The following is a 21,358-nucleotide window of genomic DNA, read 5'->3' on the forward strand; positions in this document are numbered from 1 at the left end:
TTTGTCGAATAATAATTTTATTGAACTGCAGATACCTAGCAAGTTGGACAACTTGCTTTCTTCATCTTTGAGTATTCAATCAGAGTTTAGCTGTTTACCCAAATATTCCTCATCAACAAATCTTTTTAGTTATTCGAACAATTTAGAGCATTTTACTTCAGAGTGCTTTCTTGATCGACTAACCCATCGTGAGTTGAACGATTTGCTGGACTTGCTTGATAGGCACCTTGACATTTTCGTGACGCATGAAGGAGTGTCAAAGCTGCTATTTAGTCATGATTGCTGTGTGTTCACAAGATTACTTTATCATCTTGATAAAGCCGGATATGAACAATGCCTAAAAAAATGCGTTTTACACTTTAACAGTATTCATGGTGGTTTGGTGGATTGGGTACTTAACTGCGTTTTAAGTTTATCTTTGACATCTAGTGGGCTTTCTAGGTTTATTCTTTCATCTCCTGAAGTTGTGAATACCTTGGGGTTGTCAGCAAAACTATCGAATATTCTTTATAGGTTAGCACCTAGTTCTGTTTCTAAGCTCAACGCAGAATCAATATTTTTATATATAAAGCATGTAAATGGATTTAAAGACTCAGTATTGCCCTTTCTATTAACGAACAAAATATTTCCAAAGGTAATCGCAGTTTTAAATGACTATAAACTCTCGGCTTGTTTAACTGTTGATTGGTTAATCATGTCCAAAATTAACCCAGAAAAAGTAATTTTCTTGCTCCATTATGACAAGTTTCTTAACAAAGAACACTTGCATGGCTATCTTATTAATCTAGTAGATGAGTTGTTTACTAGGTTGGCTTATGATGATGCTAAGCGTGTCATGAGTGAGTTGCTAAACTGTTTTAAGCCAGCATTACCAAATATAGGCCGCCGAAACAGCCTAGATTTAGAAATAAAAAGCATGAGCCGATGGAAGTATAAGCAATTAATAAGGCTGGGTTTTTTCAAGGATATAGATTTTTCTCTGGTATGTTTAAAAACGGTCGGATAGGGTTTTTATGTCTTTTAAATCAAATGAAGAATACCATTCGATAGCCTCTTTAATGGCAAATAATTTAGTGGAACAAGGTTCTGAACTCAGAAAGCTTGTTCAGATTGCAATTGACGCATTTAATCAATCTACCATTCAATACTTAGATGGCATATTTTCTCAGAACCCAGGACTTGAGCGATGCATCAATTCGATTAGAGATATTGGTCTAGCTAAAAACCCAGATGAATTTAAGAGTTTTTGGTTACCGGTTAAAGATAGTGACTTTGATATTGACATTAGTGATATTGATTTCAGAACCACTTTTGTGTTGTTTGATATCGTAAAATCCCGGCACATTCATTTGCAACAGATTTCATACGTGGGTTTTGAGCAAGATCATACATTAACAGTTCCTATTGAGTTCCCTTGTGGCTCTATTGCAAGGTTACACTTTAACATTGATAATCAGTTGTGTTGCTTTATAAATGATCGCGATAACACATCACTTGATTTGCCGGTAAGGTTTGGCCAACCCATAGCAAATATTGATTTATATAAGCTGGATTATGGGACGTATGATTTTCCTCACATATGCAATATTTCCGAACTATCAAGTGGTGTAGAAACACAACCTGAATGGCTGGTGTCTAGATTAGGTTCATCTACGCAATTTAATAGTCTTTTGGTTACCGCTATGGTTAACGCAATGAAGAATAGAGATTTTGATATAGCTATCATTGACTCGTTGCTTGAGTCGGGGCGTATTAATACATTCACTAAATCACCACAATCACTTTTAGATATTGTAAATCAAACTTACCCTGACAATTTCGATACGTTCTTGGAATGCGCTTACTCTATAACCTTAAGGAGTAAACCTGTTTTTAATAACTTTTTACCATCGATGTTAATCCAAACATGGCTTGATCGTGATGTTGTAACCTCAGACCACAAAAATTTGATGCTACGGCTTATTGAGCTGAATCAATTTAAAGATAGAGGGTATTTAGCAACTGATAGAGTACCAATATTGATTGAACATTATGATGAAGTTAAGGAACACGAAGAATGCCTCTTGCTATCTGACTCAATTAACCGGGATATTGAGAGTATATTTAATGAAGATGCAGAACCTAGCGGCGAAAAGCATATAGAGTTAAGTATGCTACCTAACTCTTTGTAAGTTAATGTGCAGCAAATAATTGCCCATCTTTCATTGCTTCTCTTGCTTGTGCAAGTTCAGTTTGACATTGCTGCTCATAAACGGCCCATTCAGCTTCGGTGTGCTTGATTGTTATTGAGCCAGTAATGACTCTGGCTCGGTCATTTAAAGTGAGTGTCAAATTAAAGCCGTGTCCAAATAGATTTTGGACTTCCGGTGTAGAAAATCTCATATTGAAAATAATTTTATTAAAAAGATACTCACCTTTTTCATTTACGTACATGGCACGTTCATTCGGACGACTATGTTTTTCGATAATAGCTTTCAAATGCTTCTTAAATTCAAAGGGGTTTTCCATATCTAAAAAGCTCACCTGATTGCGAGAATTCTTAACATGTAGGCCAAATTCAGGCTTATCCATTCTGACATTAAACATTAAATCTCGGCCACCAGCATAAATAGCTTTGTTGAATAATTCTCTGAAATATGTAACTGAGTTAGTCATTTAACGCGCTCCGTAAGTGGGACTTTATAATCCACAATTGAAAACTATGTAACATTTGCATTGCATAGTATAGTGTACTTATAAAGTATATGAAAGGTGGTTTTATGATTGATAAGATACTTGCTAGACTGAACAAGCAGCAGCATGAAGTGGCTACGATTACTAGTGGAGTTATACGTACTATCGCTGGCCCCGGCACCGGTAAGACAGGCACTCAAACGGCTCATATCGCTAACCTGATTTACAAAGGTGTCTCACCAGAGTCAATCTTAGCAATTACTTTCACAAATAAAGCAGCTAGCGAAACTCGCCATAGAATTGTAAAAAATACACAGGAACTTGGTTCCGTTGGCTGGCAGGTTGCTGCATCAACTTACCACTCTTTTTGTCGTAAATTCATTTTGAAGCCTTTTCAAAACCATGAAATGTTTACTGCAATGGGTTATGACAATGGCTTTATCATACTTGATGAATCTGACTCTGAGTCAGTAATGAAAGATGTTTATTCCAACAGTGTTGGTGGCTTCGCGCTCGTACTTGATGCGTTAGCAATAACAGAACGTCAAATGCTTAGGCATATTTCTGATTACCGAGCCAAAGGCATCGATTACGAAGAGTTTTTACAATCGATTAAGCATGACTCTGAGAGGTTTAGTGCAGCCAAAGAGCTGAAGATGATTATTGATGCCTATCCGAAATCACTTAAGGACGTGTCTAAAGAAAACAAAGACCAAATGGTGAAAGAGGTTGGGCTTCAGCTGTTAAAAGTCAAAGGAGACATCATCGATCCTGTTGTGGCGATTGCTTGGAAGCAATATGCAAAATCTTGCGCAGAAGCTGACGGCATTGATTTTGATGATCAGCTATTGTTTTCGATGAAATTATTGGAACAAGATAAATCAGTTGCTAAACGCCTAGCAAAGAAATTTGAGTATATCTTTTTAGACGAATTCCAGGATGCAAACTTATGTCAATGGAAGTTGGTTAAAAGCATTATTGTTCAACAGGCAAAACCATTCGTTGCTTGTGTAGGTGATGATCGCCAATCCATCTACCGGTTTAGACACGCCGATGTTGATATCATGAAAAACCTAGAGCACGAATTGCCAGGTTGTGTTACTAATTCGCTGGTGTATAACTATCGTTCAACGAAATCGATTATTGACCTATCTAATACGCTGTCATGCGATATGCCGAACCAAATAGGTGATGGCCAACTTATAGCTGCATCCAATGTAGTTGGAGACAAGCCAACCCTTGACATTTACAGCAACGCCAGTGATGAGGCTCGAGGCGTCGTTTCTAAGATAAAGGCTCTTATAGCTAAGGGTGAAAACCCCTCAGACATCGCCGTCCTTTATCGCAACCGCTCTGTTAACAAGGAGATTATTGATGAACTTAATCAGTCTAGAATGGATTATGACATCATCGGTGATGTTGGGTTTTACCAAACAGCAGAAATCAAGTCGGCGGTGGCCACACTCAGGATCTTAACTCGTAACAACGATGTATTTGCATATGCCAAAGTCCTTGATTACGCCACTGTAGGCATCTCACCGGTTAGGCTCAAAACAACCACCCACGAGAATGGTTGCACTCCTATGGAGGCAATAGAGTTCATTATGAGCAAGGATAAACGTGCCAAAAATAAAGCCGATGAATTTGTAACAGATTTAAAAATGCTCATCAAAACCGCAAACCAACTAATTACCCGAGACGCGTTCCTTTCACACGTACTGAACACTGATGAGTTAAAACATCATTACCAAACGATTCCTTCCATAAAAGCCAAGGCTGACGAACAATATCAACAATACAATACCGCAACAGTCAGTAAACTTGTGGATGGCTTCAAATGTTTTTGGGACCGTTATTTGTTACCAACTTTCATCAAAGACAGTAAAAAAGCAGCTATAAAAAAATCGGCCAATACTGATGGCACTATCGACGAAATATCTAATGAACTTGTAGAAAAACGGGCTAGTAACTTTCAAGTCATCATTGACCGTGTGCGTGACGATATGCAACAACCAGGCACAATATTGTCAGAGTTAGTAGATGATTTAGTGCAACGTATTGATCAAGATAGTGATGAAGATATTGAGTCTATTCAGCTGTTAACCAATCACGCATCAAAGGGGCTTGAGTTTAAGCATGTGTTCTTAATTGGTACCGAAGAAGAGTCATATAACTCTCTCGACTCCGACCTTGAGGATATTGAGGAAGAAGGGCGTAATTTCTTTGTTGCGATAACACGAGCTGGGAAGTCATTGCATATTTCAGCATCAGAAACGCGGGTAGTTAATGGTAATTTTAGTAACCGAGCGCTTTTAAAGTTACTTTACCCTCTTTTGGATAAGTTGAATGTATCTGAAGCAGCCTTGAAATTGATTAATGGACCTGACAATCGATTTGAAGATGAGTTTCAATTGGACTCTGCCCCTATTGCTGGTGGTTTAGCTGAAGAAATGCTGCGGATTGGCGAAAAGTTTAAGCAGCGTCATGTTGACCATGCAACATTAGCCACAACTTCAGATAACGAATCTGTGAACGAAGTTGCTGAATTTAATCCATCACCTAGCCTTTATTAATTTAAACGGCTTAAATGGGGTGCTATGCATAATTATCAATCACTTACTTCGTATAGAGCTAAATTGAAGCAATCCTACGATGACATGCTAAATGCTGTTTTAAAATTCCAGCAAATGTTGCCTGCAACATTTGCGAATGGATTACTTTTTGATATAGACGAAGAAGCCAATCTGGAATTTAAATCGCTATCTAACAAATATGGTTATTCTGAGTTCATTCACTTCATCGAGAGGCATACTGAACATCAGGTTGATATGAATAGCAGTGATTTTTTACATCGCCGTTTTTTGCAGGAGTTGGAACGTATTTCTGAGCCTTGCAAGTTTTATATCATTGGGTTGTCCGGGCAGCGAAACATCGAATATCAATTTGAGGATAACGATACTGTTCTGCGAATTGTGCTTGGCTTGGATAGCCAAACTCATCACATAAACTTCATAAAACTTGAAGCATTTAAAAACGATTTTGTTTTGCAACATCTTTATTCACATCAACTTGATACACGGCATTTAAATTTTCCACTCGTTACATGTTTCAGCGACTTTAAAGTTCAAATGCTTGAGCTAACTCTTGATACTCATCGTGATGTGGATGTATTTAGCTCTCATGATCAATACAATCCTTCCGTTAATTGTGTTGAAAGTGTGATGTTAGAAGAAATTTTAAAAGATGTTCTTGTTCATTCAGATGAGCTTGAAAGGTTCGGTACCATTTTTGGTCAACATTGGTTTGCTGGTCTGGATGAAGATACTGTGAAAAGGGCTACTCGCGCTCTTTTTAGTGAACTCAATCTCGATAGATTTTCTGGCATGGAGGTTGTCGAGCGTCTTGCGCGATTTTATGATTACACCAGCATTTATGTTGGTGATGGTTTGCCTGAAATGCTAATTAAAGAGTGCTTACACCGCATTGTATTTGACTGTCCTCATAATCTTATTGTTGAAGTCTACGCAGCTGCGGATCACCTTGATCTGTTCAGCGATTGGTTACCCGAGAAAATCCGGGATATCTATTCGTCAGAAATTGAAGAAGTAAGGTCGTGCTTGGATTTAAGTTCATCTATTGATGAACATGTGGATGAAGTTCTTACGGTGCTAACAACTCAAGGCTTACCTGCAGCTGAGCCAGATAAAGACCTCATATCTAATAGCCTTTAAGCTTTCTGTATCTTTACTGTGCGAGTTAATAAACTTGCACCTATGCTCTTATTTAGAAGATAGCACGGCAATGTTTAACTCATTGCTATCACCTGCCATTCCAAATCTGTGCAAACTTCATACATATAACACTGTACTTGCTCATGTACTTTTCATATACTTGAAAAGTGTTTGTGTAAGGGTGGTGGCTGTGTATTTAAATAAGAAATATTTTTTGATGATGAAGTGTCAAAATCCCCTTCATCGGTTAGTTGAGTCCAAGTGTTGTTAACTGACGGAAACCTTACAAATGCAAACAACGCCTAACTTTAAAGATTTTCCACTCAAGCTAAACTTCCTAGAACCTTGTTTTGATGATGAGTTAAAGGCACTTGATGTGCTGGAACGGAAAATTTATCGATGCATCCCTCACGCTATCCCCGCCGTGATTAACGCCATTAAAGAGCATGAGTTAGCTCAAATGCATCCAGCACTTAAAAAGGCATTTGATAAGCACTACCATGAAATGCCCGATGAAGACTGCTTTGGCGGTCGTGATGAAGAGGCAATTCCTAATGCTATTATTGAACTGTACCTTGATTTAGGACTTACTAGTACGCCCATTAAGGATTTTGAACGATATCAATTCATATCGAATTTGCACACCTCCGAAGTTACGGCTGTAGAACTTGGTGTAAATAGCAGAATACTAGTATCTGATAAAAATCCCTCGGGTGTATTTGAGGTCAGCTTGAGGACGCCTGAAGGTAATGACCCAGAATTGTTGAGTTTTCACCTTAAGTTTTTTCTTGATGACGATGCGCTCCTTTGTGCTAATGGTGCGAGTTACTTTGAGGGCTGCAATGAAAAAGTATCAGCAGCACTTCATCGTAATAACGAATATTGCGAACTTGGGGGTTTGACCATTGAAGATGTAAAGGCCTGGGCTGAAATTTCAAAGTTTTCGACTCAGGCGTCATCAACCTCAGTAGATAATGTCGCTGGGTTTGTTGCAACAAGTAATCAGTTGCTTAGCGCCATATTTCAACCGGAATTATCCCACGACTATGGCGAAATCTTTAAATATATTTATGACACGCAATTTGATGACTTTAACTGTGTAACACGCTTACACAGATTTGATTTGCTAACCCCAAAAATCCTAGAGAAATATAAATTCAATGACAATGAGTACGTAATAACCATAGATAATTTTTTTACTAAATTGCTAACAGATAACGAGCATAATTATGAGCGTAATCAAGTTGTCAGTATCTTTAATGACGCTATTGAAACATTCTGCACAGCACGCTTGAATTATCTTGAAACTCCCATTGCTAAAGCTAAGTTTGCATTAACTGTATACGGCATACTTGACTCGTTAACTTTTAAACCACCTAAATACTTAACAATCATCGATGACCACCTTGAAGAAATTGCTCAACTAGAGAGCATTCAACTATGTGACGATATTTCAAAAAGCATTGAATCCCTTTTAGATAACGGCGGCGTGCCATTGTCTGAAAATAATTCCTCCGCGATTCGGTCAACCTTGGAGAACTCCCTATGATGCAGACATCTAATATAAATCAGGCAGCACTTGCTACTGAGATGCTTACAGGCCTGGGGCTGTGTCAATGTTAAACAAACCAAATATCGACGAAGAACAATTCTTTGCATTTGAACATGAGGTAAGTGAAGCAGCATGCCATGCCATTATCGAAGCAAGGCAATTGCTAGCTGAAGAACTCACTCATAATTTAAGTGATGGCCTTTTATTGCACTTACAAAATAAACTGTCATACGATTTTGATGGTTGGTGCTACGCCTTAGAAAACGCTGCACTGGATTTAAAATATAATGAGGATTATACCGATGATGAGGTTTCGCTTATATTTGAGGATGAGGATGTAGAATGCATAAATCTTCGGTTTGGCACGGAGTATAGTGCTGAAGAATTATGCTGCTTACTTGGCGTGTTGACGCTTATTGTTGAAGCCGATGTAAATGATATGGTTTCCGTCCATTACAAACTTATGACGAATGACTATCACACGATATCTGCTTATTTTTCCAAAGGGGATGAAAGTCTTAATTTTCGATTTGAGCTAAAGTTCGACAACAAGGACGTCCTAATGAGCATATATTCAGAAAGCGCACACCTAAAGGACGCAGATTTATTAGGTTTATTCGACGGATTTGAAGCAAAGCTGAACCAATTACTCGTTAACCAGCCAATTGCTAAATTAAACGCCTTTGCATCAAACAATCCATGTGACAATGGCACCCTTTTAGACGGCAATCGCAATCTGAAAGATCCAAACTCATTAGTTTACCCTGTTGTTGACAGCCCTGAATTTGAATCGGAGTTATCTCATGCTCTTGCCGTTAATGATGGTAGCTGTACTTCTAATCTGAAAGCATTGCTTGCCATGAGTGATAAGGTTGCATCACTCCTGTCCTCGACTGTTAAAGTTGAACGTGAATCTGATGAAGTTAGGCGTTATGCCGCTCTTGTTGCTAATGCTAATTATGCTTCGCCATTATCTGCGTTCGGCGTTGAATATGATGATGATTTTTTAACTATCGCAAACAAGATTGCAGATATCGCTGCATTACCTGGCTGCAGCATATTCACCCTTCAAGATTTACCATTTACCCTTAGTCAACATTACTTCAAAGATAAAGAAGTACCTGACAACGTAAATGAATATTTACTTTTGAAAGAGCATCCGATTTTTAATAACACTGAGTATATGAAAAAAAGCATCGAGAAATATTTTGGTATTGAGATTTCTAAGGCCGAAGCATACCGAAGCGCTCTCGATTTGGCAGATGTTATCGAGAAATCTCTACAAACAGATTGCCAATCAATTGGTAAGCAGTCACCAACAGATGAACACCAAAATTTGGTAGTTAATTCACTCTGACAATGAGGCTAAGAGATGCTTAATAGACCTAATCTAGATATTGCCTATACCATCAATACCGAACCTGAAATTTATTTGGAGATGGCTGAAAAATTTAGAGCTGCTTTTGAATTTATTGATGATGCCGTAGCGGCTTTTGACCCCGCAATCATTCAGTTATTTGAAACCAAATTTTCATCTTCTGGCAGGGATTCATCAAGTTGGCGAGATAACTTTCAGTTCATTGATTTTGCTGATAACACGATATCGGATGAAGAGGGCTACTACAAAGAAGATTTATTTCTCGATAGTGAACTGCAAATGTTGAGCGATGCTGGTATTGATGTGAAGGAAGGTTCAGATGTCAGTGTGATGTATTTTTTTTGGATGCAATCTAAGGGTTTGCCTATTGATTCTCCAAATTTCTTTCATCTTGACGTTAATCAAAAAGGCTTTCAAAGCTATCAAATTTCATTGTCAGATGAATACCATGTAATGCTCATCGATGCGTTGTTGGATATTGAAAATGACCAACCAATATTTTCAATTGTGGAAGAAAATTGGTCTATATCACACGAGCAAATTTGTGTCGTCATACCTGATTTTGATTCTAAAGTGAAAGAGTTAATGACTAACTTGGTTAATAGCAATTTTCGTGCGACTACCTACTATGGCCTAGACTCGTTATTAACCGGTTCTTTATTCACCGATGAATTTATAGATAAGCTTGCAATAAGTCTGGATGAATCGCCGACTAAGTTGCACAAAGAGTTAGTTGATTTAAGTGTAATTAGCGAAAAGATTTGGGCTAACCCGCAAAAAGAAAGCCCATCAATAAATGAATTTTATAGATATTTAAATCATATCCGCAATCTTGATGTGTCAAGCGAACTATCTTTGTTTGGTGCCGAAAGAACGGATGATATTGTAGCAATTTTGGACAAGTGTCGCACGCTATACGATATTAAATTTGTACCTTCTACTCATCTTCCAAGTGAGCCTTCTTCATTGAAGGAATTAAATGCATCACATGCGTTTTTTTCGCTTACCACCAGACTCGCTACTGTTTATTTTGAAGGTAAAGACTTTACAACGCATTTAGACGATTACTGCGCCCTCATAGAGCACCCATTATTTGTTGAGCATCAAGAACAGTGGCCAGATGACCTTATTTGCTTATTACCGCAAATTCAAGATTACCGGGACTCATGCAAGTTAGCTGATTATTTAGATGAAGTTATTTGTGAGAACGAAACTGAAAACGTAATTGAAAATGCAATGACGGTTGATAACGGGTTTATTACTGCACCACAAAATACATTGTAAGGGTATATAAATGCTTAACAAGCCTAACTTAGATATAGATTCGCTGGTGGAATTTGAGAAAAACCTAGTCTCGAATACCGTAATCACCATGAAAAAATTGTTAACTATCATTGACGAGCAAGTCTGTTCTTACCCAGATGAATTAGTTGAACGTTTTGCAAAACTATTACCGGGTGGTGACTTGTCCGGTATGGTTGGTTTGAAGTTAAATCAAAACCCGTTTGATACTTACGAGGTATTTAGTGATGAAGTTGTTGATGAACTAAATCAATTTTGCGATTTAAAACTAACTAGCGATGATTATTGTGCTCTATTTGGTGTTTGGTTATTTAATGAAGCTGATTGTGAGGTCCTTGAGTCTGTCGAGTATACGCTTGATAGAAGTAACCAACGAACATATCAATCTCATCATGTAGGTTTTGCTGACTACCATCATGGGTTTAGATTGGAGCTTCAACGCGAATATGGTGCCATTGAGTTACGGGTATGCAGTAACGATTGGATTTTTTCAATCGGGATGTATCTAAATGCTTTTCCAGATTTTAAAAACAAACTTGATGAACTGCTAAATGTAGGTCCATTATTTCAAATGGATTGCCCACCTGAATTGGCTAAGAGAGATTCTAATGCGTTCTGTGGTCAAGTTTGCCTTGAAGATAACACTGTAACTATTTATGACTCGAATTTTGACGATTACTTATTGAGCCAGGTCGGCACACTTGAGTGTAACTTAAATCTCGCCGCAGAATATCTTAAAAAGTTCGTCGATTTTGACCTGCATGGTACTACTATTGTTGATGATTTTGATTTCTTAAATGAATTTTCAAATGCGATTATAAGGAAACCATTCAACCTAATCCCTGAAAAATTGGGCGTGGAAGATACTGATAGCATTATCGAAATATACGACAGACTTGATTATATTCTAAATTCGCTAAATGAAGAAAATTCTGAGGAATTTTATAGACTTAAAGCCTCTCTAACAAAGAATTATTTCTTCGATAAACCTCTGGGCGACTATTTTGAAGAGTACATCGCCATGTCTAATTACGCCTCAGTTAACAATCTACCTAATTTATACAGCAATATAAAACCCACACTTGCTGAAATCAAAGATTATGAAAACTCATTATTGCTAGCGCGTAATATAGAAGCAAGCATGCAGGACTTGAATATCACTGAGGATGAGGACTGCTCTGTGCACACATCAACGTTATCCCTGAATAATACACTTTGATTGAGGTGCGTTGTTATGTTGACCCATCCAGAGCTTGATTTAACCACTAAAGACATTGAAGTCTATGAAATGGACCTTGATTGCAATGATTAATCTTGAAGCACTATTGAATCTGAAGCATGAAGCAGAGAGTAGCCATAAACTTATTTTAAACAACATAGACAAATTTCATTGTGATTTGCAGAGCGCTCTAGCTGGTGGTCTTTTGTTTGAGAGTAATATTGAAACAGAAAAGATGTTCAATGTTTCGACTGTTAACTTCGGCTTTCATGAATTTTTAAACCGATACCCCTCATCTACCAATGATGGCACGTTTAGCTTTCAGAATAGAAGAATTGTGCGGGAGATCGACAGGCTCTCTAAATCGTATAAAATTGTGATACATCAAAAGAGTGATCATTATACAGTAGATTGTTCATATAGTGATGACCTGGCTACGATTGATGTAAATTTGAAAGTTGAAAATTCTATTGGAACAAACAAAGTGTCTTCTATTCAATTTTTCGCTTATGAAGATATGTTGCGCACTATACCGGTCTATGAACATTCTTTGACTACTGCACATTCCAATTTACAATTAAATTTGGATTTGAATAAGTTTTCCAACTTATTTGGTAAGACTTTTTATGCTAAAGATAGCGTGCTGAGTTCAGAATTTGATTTTGTAAACATGCAGCTTTTTGAGGCTTTTGTATCTGACGCCATGCTTCACCCTGACAAACTGGATAGGTTCGGCGCAGTGTTTGGTTCCAGCGGAATTCAGATTTCAACGGATACGTTCATAGAATCTGCGATAAATATAGCCGCGTCTCACCGGTTGGAATCTTTATCAGGCTTGGATTATTTAAAGCGTCTAGCTAAATTAACCGAGTACAACAGTTTTTATTTAGGTCACTCGAAGTCGAAATTAATAGCGGAAGCATTAATATACTATCTACACGATTTTTCCCCTACCCAGAAGGTTGTAGAACTCTATGCAGCGGCTGAGCATTTAAACTTATTTACTCATGCGCTTTTTGACCCATTTAAGAGAAAAAATGCTAACTTAATCGATGAGATGAAGTCATGTTTCGAGCTCGGTGAGCTCATAGATAGTAGTCAAAGGGTAAGCGATAGCACCATAGATATAGTCGTTAAACATGATATTACGCACTCAAATAACAGCCTTTAAATTGACTTTAACTTTACTATTGCAGTCAAAATTATTTATGATCCAATAACCTTTCGGGTGCTTGTTAAGTTCATTTTGTGATTGAGGTTAAACGATGAAAGAAAAACAAAAAGATATTAGTTATAAAGACGTCGAGGAAGATGCAGCCACGCTAATCGACTCATTATTACAAACTGCACCAGGCAATAATTCAGGTCATGATATCCTTACCGACGATGCTGACATGAATCTTTGTGTTAGTGATGTGCAGCGAAGAGGACTTGAGCATGCAGATAGGGCCCGTAAAGACCGTATTGTCTACCTAATATTGTTAGGGAAAAATATGGCAGATCCTGATTATTTATTTGAGTTAGCTACAGAACTCAATGTAATCGTGCCAGTATTGATGCGTGATATAAGTGAACTTTCCGATCCTGATGTTTGGGCAGAGCATATCGAGCGACTGAGACAAATCAAAGAATCAAAACGGATGAAAAAGGCCATTAAACTTCAGAGTAGAAAAAAAGAAGTCGCTAGCAATGTGTTACAGCTAAATCCATTTAATGAAATTATGTTTTTGGATTTTTCAATGAGGTTTGATTGCACTCCAAGAGATATCTTTAGAGACATACAACAATTTAAGTCATTTCGATTTTGGTATTCGCATTACATGTCCAACAAGTCGATTAAAGTGAAGACATTTGCAATCATCAAGTACGCACGTATTCACCTAGCGTATTAGCAACTGGCGTCGCAACACTTGCTTTGGATTCATTGATTAAATGCGGGAGGAATTCTGCAATATAGTTTGCTGCCATTTCATCTGTGTATCCAAAATCTTGCAGATATTCAAAAATTTCTGAGTACATATTTATACCTCATTGGCCATTATCCTCGCAAAACCAAATATCACTATACACCAACAAATACTTTTCATATACTTGAAAAGTGATTATTTTGTGGTGTTAGCTATGTATCTAAGAAAAAAGAACATTTTTACATTGAATTGTTTTTCATCGGTGTTGACTAAGGAAATTCTGGTGAGTGAACTTGGTATGCCTAATGAGTCTGCATATCTCGACTTTATACCTCGATTCTTAAAGCCTGAAGATGTGTCAATGACGATCTTTAACAATATTACAAATCAGATGTTTACGTTTAACTACCTAAGTGACACATATTGTTTAGCTATGATCGACGACCCGCAGGCATTAAAAAAACACATACGAAAATTTTTAATCCCTATTATGCAAGGCACGTCATTTGGCGCCTCATCTGAGATTTCATCGTTAGTGACCTTTACTAAAATTGATTTAAATAACGGTCATTTATTTAATGCTAATAACAGCAAATACTAAACATTTCACCTGCTAAGCCCTCATTCTTTCATTTCGGGCTTTCTAATGAGGCTCGCAACATTATGAAGCACAGTGTATCAGTTAATCAGGCCGCTCTCGCTACAGTTGGGCTTACCGATCTCATGTACCAACATTACTGCTACAAAAATGGCATGCCTATTTACTTAGGCACCGGCACATACAGGCCAAGATTAAATTTTGTTATAGAAAGCGCTAATGAACAAGAGCGTGATTGGCATATATCAGTGATGTTGACGATGTGTTTTGAACGCTTAGAGTGCAGCGGCGGTAATTCTGTTGGGATTTCTTTGCTATATCAATGGATATTAGAGGTTTTTACGGCTGAAGAGATTCTTTCTCGAATTGAGGGTGTATTTAACAAAAGAATTAAGTATCAGATGTTAAAGCAGGAGTGGGAGCGTGATTTTGACCGCGAAGAAATGGCGAGTCAATTTGTATCAGATGATTTCTGCCCAGCTGGGGAAGTGCATTATCGTTACGTTTATCACTACAGTGTCGAAGATTGTATGTATAAATCACAGCGGTATAAAGTTGGTGATTTTGAGGATGACTTTTGGGAAGACCATAAATATTGGTTTGATTACTATGGCCCTGAAGAAGATGAGGTTGGACTAATAAATTATTTGGATTACTAAACCACGACCTGTGCTATGTGATTAAAAACCGTTGTATTATTTTTATGATGGAAACTATATGTTAAATGAACCGAACCTAAACATACCAAAATTAATTTCTTTCGAAAAAAGTTTGAAATTCGAGCTGTTCTCAGCATTATCAACGGTTAAGCACATATTCGAAGACCAGGTAAAAACAATGCCGGGAGAATTGATCAAGGTATTTTCGGTCAAAATGGCCGAATTGGGTCATGAGTCATTTTTTGAGGGGTCAGGTTTTTACTTAGATTCAAATTGGGATGAGACGAGCGATGACCACATATTTAGCCTGGAGCAAACAGAAAAGCTTAATAAACAATTTAACCTGGATTTCAGACCCAGAGATTACTGTGCAGCGCTATCGTGTTGGCTTTTTGCTGAATCAAAAATCGAACTGCTATATGCCATAGATTATTGCATTCATAACGAACCAAATAATTTTCAATATACGATGAGGTTTGATGATTATGATTGCGAATTATCCCTGACGATAGATGTTACTCCTAGTAGTTCTAACCTTACCATTTGCTGCAATCAGTGGGGTTTTTCGGTTGATGAATATTCAGCTTGCTTCCCGGAACTAAAAGCTGATTTATTTAACTCACTTCGTAATGCATCATTGTCTAATTTGGAAATTCCTAGTGAATTATTTAGTCCTAGGGGCAACAATTGCCGAGGCTACTTTTACATTGAAGGTAAGCCGTATGGTATGTATGAATCGGAATATGAAGAATATTTAGACGCCCAACAGGGTTGTATTGAGCAAAACTTAACTGAAGTTAAAGACCTTCTCTCAAAATTTGCGACCATGCAATCCGCTCCTAGTTTAGCCAATCAAGAAAACTTTGCCTTCGTGGAAAGACTAAGCGATGTGCTAGCAAGTGAGCCACCCATTACCTTGGCAAAATTTGGCGTAGAAGAATGTGACAGAATTTCAAATATTTTTGACTTAGTTGATGACATGGGCAAGCGTGTAGGCAATCATTTTCATGTATACGAATTAGCTGAGGCTATTACTTTAGAATATTTTTCTGATAAACCTTTAGAAAATTATGTGCATGAATATATGGCATTTATAGAACATAATCTGGTATCGTCAATTCCATCACTTGTTGATTCGATTCAGTATTCTAAGGATGTAATTCAAGAATATGGTTCAGCAATTTCCCTTGCAAATAATATCGAAGCAATTATCAGTTCAGACAATCTCATGACATATGAGAGTGATGCTCAACAAAAGTCAGAAAATCCAATGATTAGCAACTCAATTTAATGGTGGTATGTGTATGTTAAGTCTTCCTGAATTCGACTTAGATGATATTCGAGACGTGGAACAGAACTCAGCCATCAGAGTGGTAAGGTCTGTGATGCAAGGTGTTAACTTAATAAATAAACACCTTAACGGGCTAGATGCTAAAGTATTAACCAAATTCAAAGACAAGCAAAAATTAATCTATGACGGTGTTATTGATTGTATTGAGTATCAAGTAAATCGTGCAGAAATAATAGATGATGTAACTGGAGAGTCCCTTCAAGGTCAACTTACCGAAACCAACAAACAGCATATTTACCGTAGTGAAAAACACCATGAACTTCACTTTTTATAACGAAATCTACTAATGCTACTGGTTATATGTATTATTGCATTGATGTCTCATTAAAATAACTTTTAACCAAACATGTCAACTGCTATGATAAATGTACTTAACAGGTACTCTAAAGGTTTTGTGGTGAATGGTTATTTTGAAAACATTATTAAAAGTGCATATGTAGAATACGATTCTTTGTCTTCGGAATTCACGAAAGTTAAAGAATCATTTTTAGGTTGTTTACCATTGCTGCTCGCCTCCAATCATTCAAATACACTCAAGCAACTCTACCCAGCGGTTTATTCCGACCATAGTGATAACGCTGTCATCACTATGACAATTTACGATGAAAATCGAATAGATGGTCATTATAAAGTGTTTGAGGCAACTTTGGCCTATCCTGATGGTTCTAGACTAACAACGGTCGTGAACTCTGGCCAAGTATTAGGTGTGTCAAGTGAGTTCAAATCAAATAACGAAACAGTCCTACCGTTATATTTAAAAGACGACGTATTTGAAGTTATCGACCCTCTGGTCAAAGTGATCAGCAATGTCAGTGCTGACAATGCTTCAGCATGGAAGTTGTTAAATTATCCAATCAAGCCTACAAATGCAGGATCAATTAATGACTTACCAATTGTAATTCAGGTACTTTCATTCAAGCGACTTATTACTGATTATTTGGAAAATGGCTTTACTGAAGACAAGGTAAGAAACAAGTCTCATTTAACAAGCATGCTAAGTCGGTTAGAAACAAGAGACGCATTCTCGATGCGTAATTATATTTCTTCATTTAGTAAAACGAGTGTTAAAGAGGGCATTGTTGCTCGACTTTATGGAGCTGATGAGGTTCAGGAGCCGTTAAGTAAATCATTGCTGGATAACATGGCAATCTTAGTAGAATGCATTGATTCACTAGAATACGGTGTGAATGTGTCATCATTATCATCAATGCATCAAATTTTAACTCTAAAATTTAACGAATTAGACCTTGTTCAGCGTATAAAGTTTTATATTAAAGCGACAGAGCATCCCGCTTTTGGTCAAGAAAAACTCGATTCTCATTTAGCATTTTTTCTGTTTAACAAAAATCATCGGGATGAAATTAACGAATATAAAGAGTGTATATACCTAGCTAACATTATAGATATGAATCAAGAAAATTTATCTAATTTAAAGCCTTGTTCGTCAATCAATATAAATGTAACCGAACAAATAGACGATTCCGGTAAAGATTTTGATAAAGGCCATGATATATTGGGACTGTCGAATTCATTGTAAGTTATTAAGTTATTAAGTTATTTTTTCGCTAATATATTAGCCTGAGTTTATGCAATAAGGTGGCACTTATGTTTAAAATTATATTATTTATGTTTTTTTCAGTGATTATTATCTCATTAATTAAAACTATCTGGCATGGGCTCCGTGGAGATACTGATATTCCAAGTTTACGTGGCAAACCATGTGGCAATGACAATCAAATGGATGAATACTCTCATAGTCTCTCAAGTAGAGTCGATCCAGTCAACGGTATAATTCGAGAGTCTGCTATTGATACAACAGGTGCTTTAGGTACCATAGGCACCATAGGCACCATAGGCACCATAGGCACCATAGGCACCATAGGCACCATAGGCACCATAGGTTCCATAGGTTCCATAGGTAATATCGCTGATATTGACATAACCTCAACTGAAGGCAACCTGATCAAACTCCAAGAAGATATTACGAATTACCCCGAGATAAATCCAACCACAGGATTGTTAATGGTTAGTGCTGATTTGGATGCTTCTGGGACGCCATATGGGGCTGTTGATAGTTTTAACTTTGGTGGTATAGGTAATAGTTTTAGTGGGATGGATGATTCTTTTTCTAGTGGGATGGATGATTCTTTTTCTAGTGGGATGGATGATTCTTTTTCTAGTGGGATGGGTGATTCTTTTTCTAGTGGGATGGGTGATTTTTAAATACATTTTGGATTCCGATTATGATTTGTGAAATAGATTTAGAAAAAAAATTAGAATCTGGCCCTGCACCTAAATGGTTAATTCAGGTTTCTTCACTTAATGGTAAGGTCATTGATTTGTCGGGTGTTATACCTGAGCATCGCAACTTAGTGACGCTTGGGGCTGGGTGTAACCTTACGCATTCGACAGTATTTGTAGTCGAGCTACAACAATACGAAGACCTGGAATCAGAAATAATCCGTATTAGAATTGCTTATGCCGGTTCTAGTAATAATGAAATTAATGACGAGGGTAGGGTGCGCGTTGAGAATTGGGGTACCAACGATGTGTTTGAGTTTTCTTACTTAAAAAACCAATTTCAGATTTTAATTGATAAACAACAAGAAACAATTCGGTTTGGCCCAGCAGGTAACTTAGGCATGCTGGACAACAAGTTCAAAGGTCTTGGTATTGGATCTTACTGTATGTCTAAGTTGATCGACATCATTAAAAAGAAATACGCTGACTTTTCTGTGTCCAGTGGAAAGTTGTCAGGTGTTGATGCATCTAATGAGGAAAGTCAGTCAATAAGAGATTACTTTTATCGTAATTTAGGCTTTCAGGTTGATGTCGATAACGATGGTAATGGTTTGTTTTTCGTTGACTCTGTAAATAAGTTAAAAACAAATTACAATCTATCTAAAGTATCTGAAATAGATGCTATGCAACTATTAACAATTACTAATAGCCTTAAGTCGCAAGCATATAATCAAAATAACACTATCAATAGTTTGCTTAGCAAACCTGATGACCAATACAAAGAGACTTGTAAGAAATTGTCATTCTACCAAATCGTTACCTTTATATTAACTCTTACCCTGATTTTTCTAACGCATTAGTTTCAAACAAAGCTACTTATTAATTATAGTGCATATGGCGTACTTTTTTAATTTTTACAAAACCTCAAACTTATCTTCGATTAACTTGGCATCAACAAGGAGTTGGTGTACAGCCTCCGTATGTACTTTTATTTTTTGATCAGCCATATATTGACTCAACATAATGTAAGTGCTTTCATCCAATACAACAGTTGTCGTTTTTTTTCGTTTGTTAGCTTGAGTTATCTGTTTTCTAATATGTTTCCAACCATCGTCAGAGAATATTTGGTTACAGTACATATTAACAACAGTAACAATATGCAGCTCCAACTCAATATCATTATTCACAAACTCTTGATATAAGCCGTTCTTGTATTGTTTATTAAATTCCCGCAAGGTTCTTTGTAGTTCAATGGTTCTGTTCTCCATTTCTTTTTGTGAAATAGTCCTAAAGAGTTTTAAAGGAATATATTTACTATCGTATTTTAATCTCAAAGTATTTTTAATAATTGGTGCAGCTGTTATTAATTCATCAGGTGCTAACAAATAAAGCTTTCTGCCCGAAGTCGGGGTTATATACTGATATTTCCATTGTGGTTTATTTGCTTTACTCATAATTCAACCTGCAACCTAAGAGATGGTGTTACGTGAATATTGCTTAACATAGGGGCGTGAGCAGCAATATCTTAATAGAATGTGCAACCATTCTATATGGTTGGCGTCTTTTTATCAATAAGGCACGGACTTAAAGTGACTTTAAGCATCAATTTTGCATCTGTTCGCTACGTCATTTCTTGTGGGATTTTATACTGGCATTTTTAGTTTGTGAAAAAATGTGCAACCATTCTATTGCATGCCTTTTGATTTTCGCCTCATTTTTTCTACGTATCATAATGAGACTTATGGGACGTAGAGTAGGCGAAATTTTTATAGCTTAGGTTTTTTGTGCAGAGACAATTATGTTTGCTCTTAAAGTGAAAGTTGGACAAAAAAGATTGCCCGTAGTAAAAGTGATTTTTGGGAACTTGACATCGTAATGCACTTATTCAAAACTCAATCGGATTCGACTTTTCTATATAAGGATTTGTAATGGGGATTTTAAATGATTGGATGGCAGCGTTTAGTCCAAGCAAAAAAAGTGTCAATTTCAACAAACAACTATCGTTGTCTGCGGCTTGCGAGTCTAAACTAAATTTTGCTAATGATGATGTACAATATTTACTCAGAACTTTAGATGTTGACCAAGTTCTTGAATATATGAAGAAATTAGCTAAATCTGAAAATTTTGAAGTATTTGATATACATAGTACAACAAATCCAAAATACTATTATCGTACCGAATCATACAGGTCAACTAATAGAAGCACAGAATCAGGAATTAGTGGATGGAAGCAGCTGTTCAATGATGACTTTGTTTTTACATCACGAAAAACTAATGGACATAACCCTGATACCAATAACGTTCCCATTTCCAATGCTCAGAAAAACGGGATATTTAGGGCCTTCTATTTTTACGATAATTTAGCCGATCCTGTCTATAAAGTAACTGACTCGATTTATGCATGTCATGACATGGGTGTTGCTGTCATTACTCGATTCAATGTGAAAGATCCTGTACTCAAGAATGCACCACATTTCATGGACGTAACACAGAATTTGAAGGGCTGCCGCTATTTAGTTCCTAAGTCGGATGAATTAATAGATTCGACTATTCAAAGGAGAAATATCGATTTTGCTTTTTTAAATTATTGGTTTCCGTTGAATGACGAGCGAGTCAGAAATGCTATGAATTTGTTAATAAATAAGTTCCCTATTCCGTCTCACGATGAGATCAGATCATATCTTTCGCATAACGAATATAAAAACCCATCGAACGTTCTTTCGATTTAGTGGTTAACGTCACATCAA

Annotated in this window: 21 protein-coding genes; 18 read left to right on the forward strand and 3 right to left on the reverse strand. The window is 36.9% G+C overall.

The window, feature by feature from the left end; all coding sequences use genetic code 11:
• Position 1: 1 nt before the first annotated feature.
• Complete coding sequence (locus tag IEW93_RS06285; protein WP_188738072.1) at positions 2-1,006, forward strand: hypothetical protein; 1,005 nt, start codon at positions 2-4, stop codon at positions 1,004-1,006.
• Between the two features lie 7 nt (positions 1,007-1,013).
• The gene (locus IEW93_RS06290) at positions 1,014-2,171 is read left to right on the forward strand and encodes a hypothetical protein (RefSeq protein WP_188738074.1); all 1,158 of its coding nucleotides are present in this window, start codon (positions 1,014-1,016) and stop codon (positions 2,169-2,171) included.
• Position 2,172: 1 nt separating this feature from the next.
• Here the strand turns inward: IEW93_RS06290 and IEW93_RS06295 are convergent, their stop codons facing one another.
• Positions 2,173-2,655: a hypothetical protein gene (locus IEW93_RS06295; RefSeq protein WP_188738076.1), complete on the reverse strand. Its 483-nt coding sequence runs from the start codon at positions 2,653-2,655 to the stop codon at positions 2,173-2,175.
• Positions 2,656-2,759: 104 nt separating this feature from the next.
• Here IEW93_RS06295 and IEW93_RS06300 point away from each other — a divergent pair, with 104 nt between their 5' ends.
• From IEW93_RS06300 to IEW93_RS06335, 8 genes are all read left to right on the forward strand, one after another.
• On the forward strand, positions 2,760-5,246 hold the full coding sequence (locus tag IEW93_RS06300; RefSeq protein ID WP_188738078.1) for an ATP-dependent helicase: 2,487 nt from the start codon (positions 2,760-2,762) through the stop codon (positions 5,244-5,246).
• A gap of 24 nt (positions 5,247-5,270) precedes the next feature.
• A complete protein-coding gene (locus tag IEW93_RS06305; protein ID WP_188738081.1) occupies positions 5,271-6,404 on the forward strand; it encodes a hypothetical protein in 1,134 nt (377 codons plus the stop codon).
• A 289-nt stretch (positions 6,405-6,693) separates the two neighbouring features.
• Positions 6,694-7,953: a hypothetical protein gene (locus IEW93_RS06310; RefSeq protein ID WP_188738083.1), complete on the forward strand. Its 1,260-nt coding sequence runs from the start codon at positions 6,694-6,696 to the stop codon at positions 7,951-7,953.
• Positions 7,954-8,020: 67 nt separating this feature from the next.
• Positions 8,021-9,313 (forward strand): hypothetical protein, encoded by a 1,293-nt coding sequence (locus tag IEW93_RS06315; RefSeq protein WP_188738085.1) that lies wholly within the window; start codon positions 8,021-8,023, stop codon positions 9,311-9,313.
• 15 nt (positions 9,314-9,328) lie between these two features.
• Entirely contained in the window at positions 9,329-10,618 is a 1,290-nt protein-coding gene (locus IEW93_RS06320) for a hypothetical protein (RefSeq protein ID WP_188738087.1), read from the forward strand.
• 10 nt (positions 10,619-10,628) lie between these two features.
• On the forward strand, positions 10,629-11,855 hold the full coding sequence (locus IEW93_RS06325; protein WP_188738089.1) for a hypothetical protein: 1,227 nt from the start codon (positions 10,629-10,631) through the stop codon (positions 11,853-11,855).
• Between the two features lie 64 nt (positions 11,856-11,919).
• Positions 11,920-13,026 carry a hypothetical protein gene (locus IEW93_RS06330; RefSeq protein ID WP_188738090.1) on the forward strand — a complete coding sequence of 369 codons (1,107 nt, stop codon included), beginning with the start codon at positions 11,920-11,922 and terminating at the stop codon, positions 13,024-13,026.
• A gap of 94 nt (positions 13,027-13,120) precedes the next feature.
• Positions 13,121-13,747 carry a hypothetical protein gene (locus tag IEW93_RS06335; protein ID WP_188738092.1) on the forward strand — a complete coding sequence of 209 codons (627 nt, stop codon included), beginning with the start codon at positions 13,121-13,123 and terminating at the stop codon, positions 13,745-13,747.
• On the opposite strand, the gene IEW93_RS06340 is transcribed toward IEW93_RS06335, so the two are convergent.
• Positions 13,716-13,874: a hypothetical protein gene (locus tag IEW93_RS06340; RefSeq protein ID WP_188738094.1), complete on the reverse strand. Its 159-nt coding sequence runs from the start codon at positions 13,872-13,874 to the stop codon at positions 13,716-13,718. The genes IEW93_RS06335 and IEW93_RS06340 overlap by 32 nt on opposite strands.
• A gap of 171 nt (positions 13,875-14,045) precedes the next feature.
• Here IEW93_RS06340 and IEW93_RS06345 point away from each other — a divergent pair, with 171 nt between their 5' ends.
• The 7 genes from IEW93_RS06345 to IEW93_RS06375 all read left to right on the forward strand — a co-directional run bounded on the left by IEW93_RS06345 (position 14,046) and on the right by IEW93_RS06375 (position 19,471).
• Complete coding sequence (locus IEW93_RS06345) at positions 14,046-14,363, forward strand: hypothetical protein (RefSeq protein WP_188738096.1); 318 nt, start codon at positions 14,046-14,048, stop codon at positions 14,361-14,363.
• 62 nt (positions 14,364-14,425) lie between these two features.
• Entirely contained in the window at positions 14,426-15,019 is a 594-nt protein-coding gene (locus tag IEW93_RS06350) for a hypothetical protein (RefSeq protein WP_188738098.1), read from the forward strand.
• Between the two features lie 58 nt (positions 15,020-15,077).
• A complete protein-coding gene (locus IEW93_RS06355; RefSeq protein ID WP_188738100.1) occupies positions 15,078-16,310 on the forward strand; it encodes a hypothetical protein in 1,233 nt (410 codons plus the stop codon).
• A gap of 13 nt (positions 16,311-16,323) precedes the next feature.
• The gene (locus tag IEW93_RS06360) at positions 16,324-16,644 is read left to right on the forward strand and encodes a hypothetical protein (RefSeq protein WP_188738102.1); all 321 of its coding nucleotides are present in this window, start codon (positions 16,324-16,326) and stop codon (positions 16,642-16,644) included.
• Positions 16,645-16,767: 123 nt separating this feature from the next.
• Positions 16,768-17,907 carry a hypothetical protein gene (locus tag IEW93_RS06365; RefSeq protein WP_188738104.1) on the forward strand — a complete coding sequence of 380 codons (1,140 nt, stop codon included), beginning with the start codon at positions 16,768-16,770 and terminating at the stop codon, positions 17,905-17,907.
• 68 nt (positions 17,908-17,975) lie between these two features.
• Entirely contained in the window at positions 17,976-18,593 is a 618-nt protein-coding gene (locus IEW93_RS06370) for a hypothetical protein (protein WP_188738106.1), read from the forward strand.
• A 20-nt stretch (positions 18,594-18,613) separates the two neighbouring features.
• Complete coding sequence (locus IEW93_RS06375) at positions 18,614-19,471, forward strand: hypothetical protein (protein ID WP_188738108.1); 858 nt, start codon at positions 18,614-18,616, stop codon at positions 19,469-19,471.
• Between the two features lie 54 nt (positions 19,472-19,525).
• On the opposite strand, the gene IEW93_RS06380 is transcribed toward IEW93_RS06375, so the two are convergent.
• The gene (locus IEW93_RS06380) at positions 19,526-20,065 is read right to left on the reverse strand and encodes a hypothetical protein (protein WP_188738110.1); all 540 of its coding nucleotides are present in this window, start codon (positions 20,063-20,065) and stop codon (positions 19,526-19,528) included.
• Between the two features lie 474 nt (positions 20,066-20,539).
• Between IEW93_RS06380 and IEW93_RS06385 the strand changes: the two genes are divergently transcribed.
• The gene (locus IEW93_RS06385; protein ID WP_188738112.1) at positions 20,540-21,340 is read left to right on the forward strand and encodes a hypothetical protein; all 801 of its coding nucleotides are present in this window, start codon (positions 20,540-20,542) and stop codon (positions 21,338-21,340) included.
• Positions 21,341-21,358: the final 18 nt, after the last annotated feature.

It is taken from the genome of Shewanella inventionis (assembly GCF_014641855.1).
In the GTDB taxonomy this organism is placed as follows: domain Bacteria; phylum Pseudomonadota; class Gammaproteobacteria; order Enterobacterales; family Shewanellaceae; genus Shewanella; species Shewanella inventionis.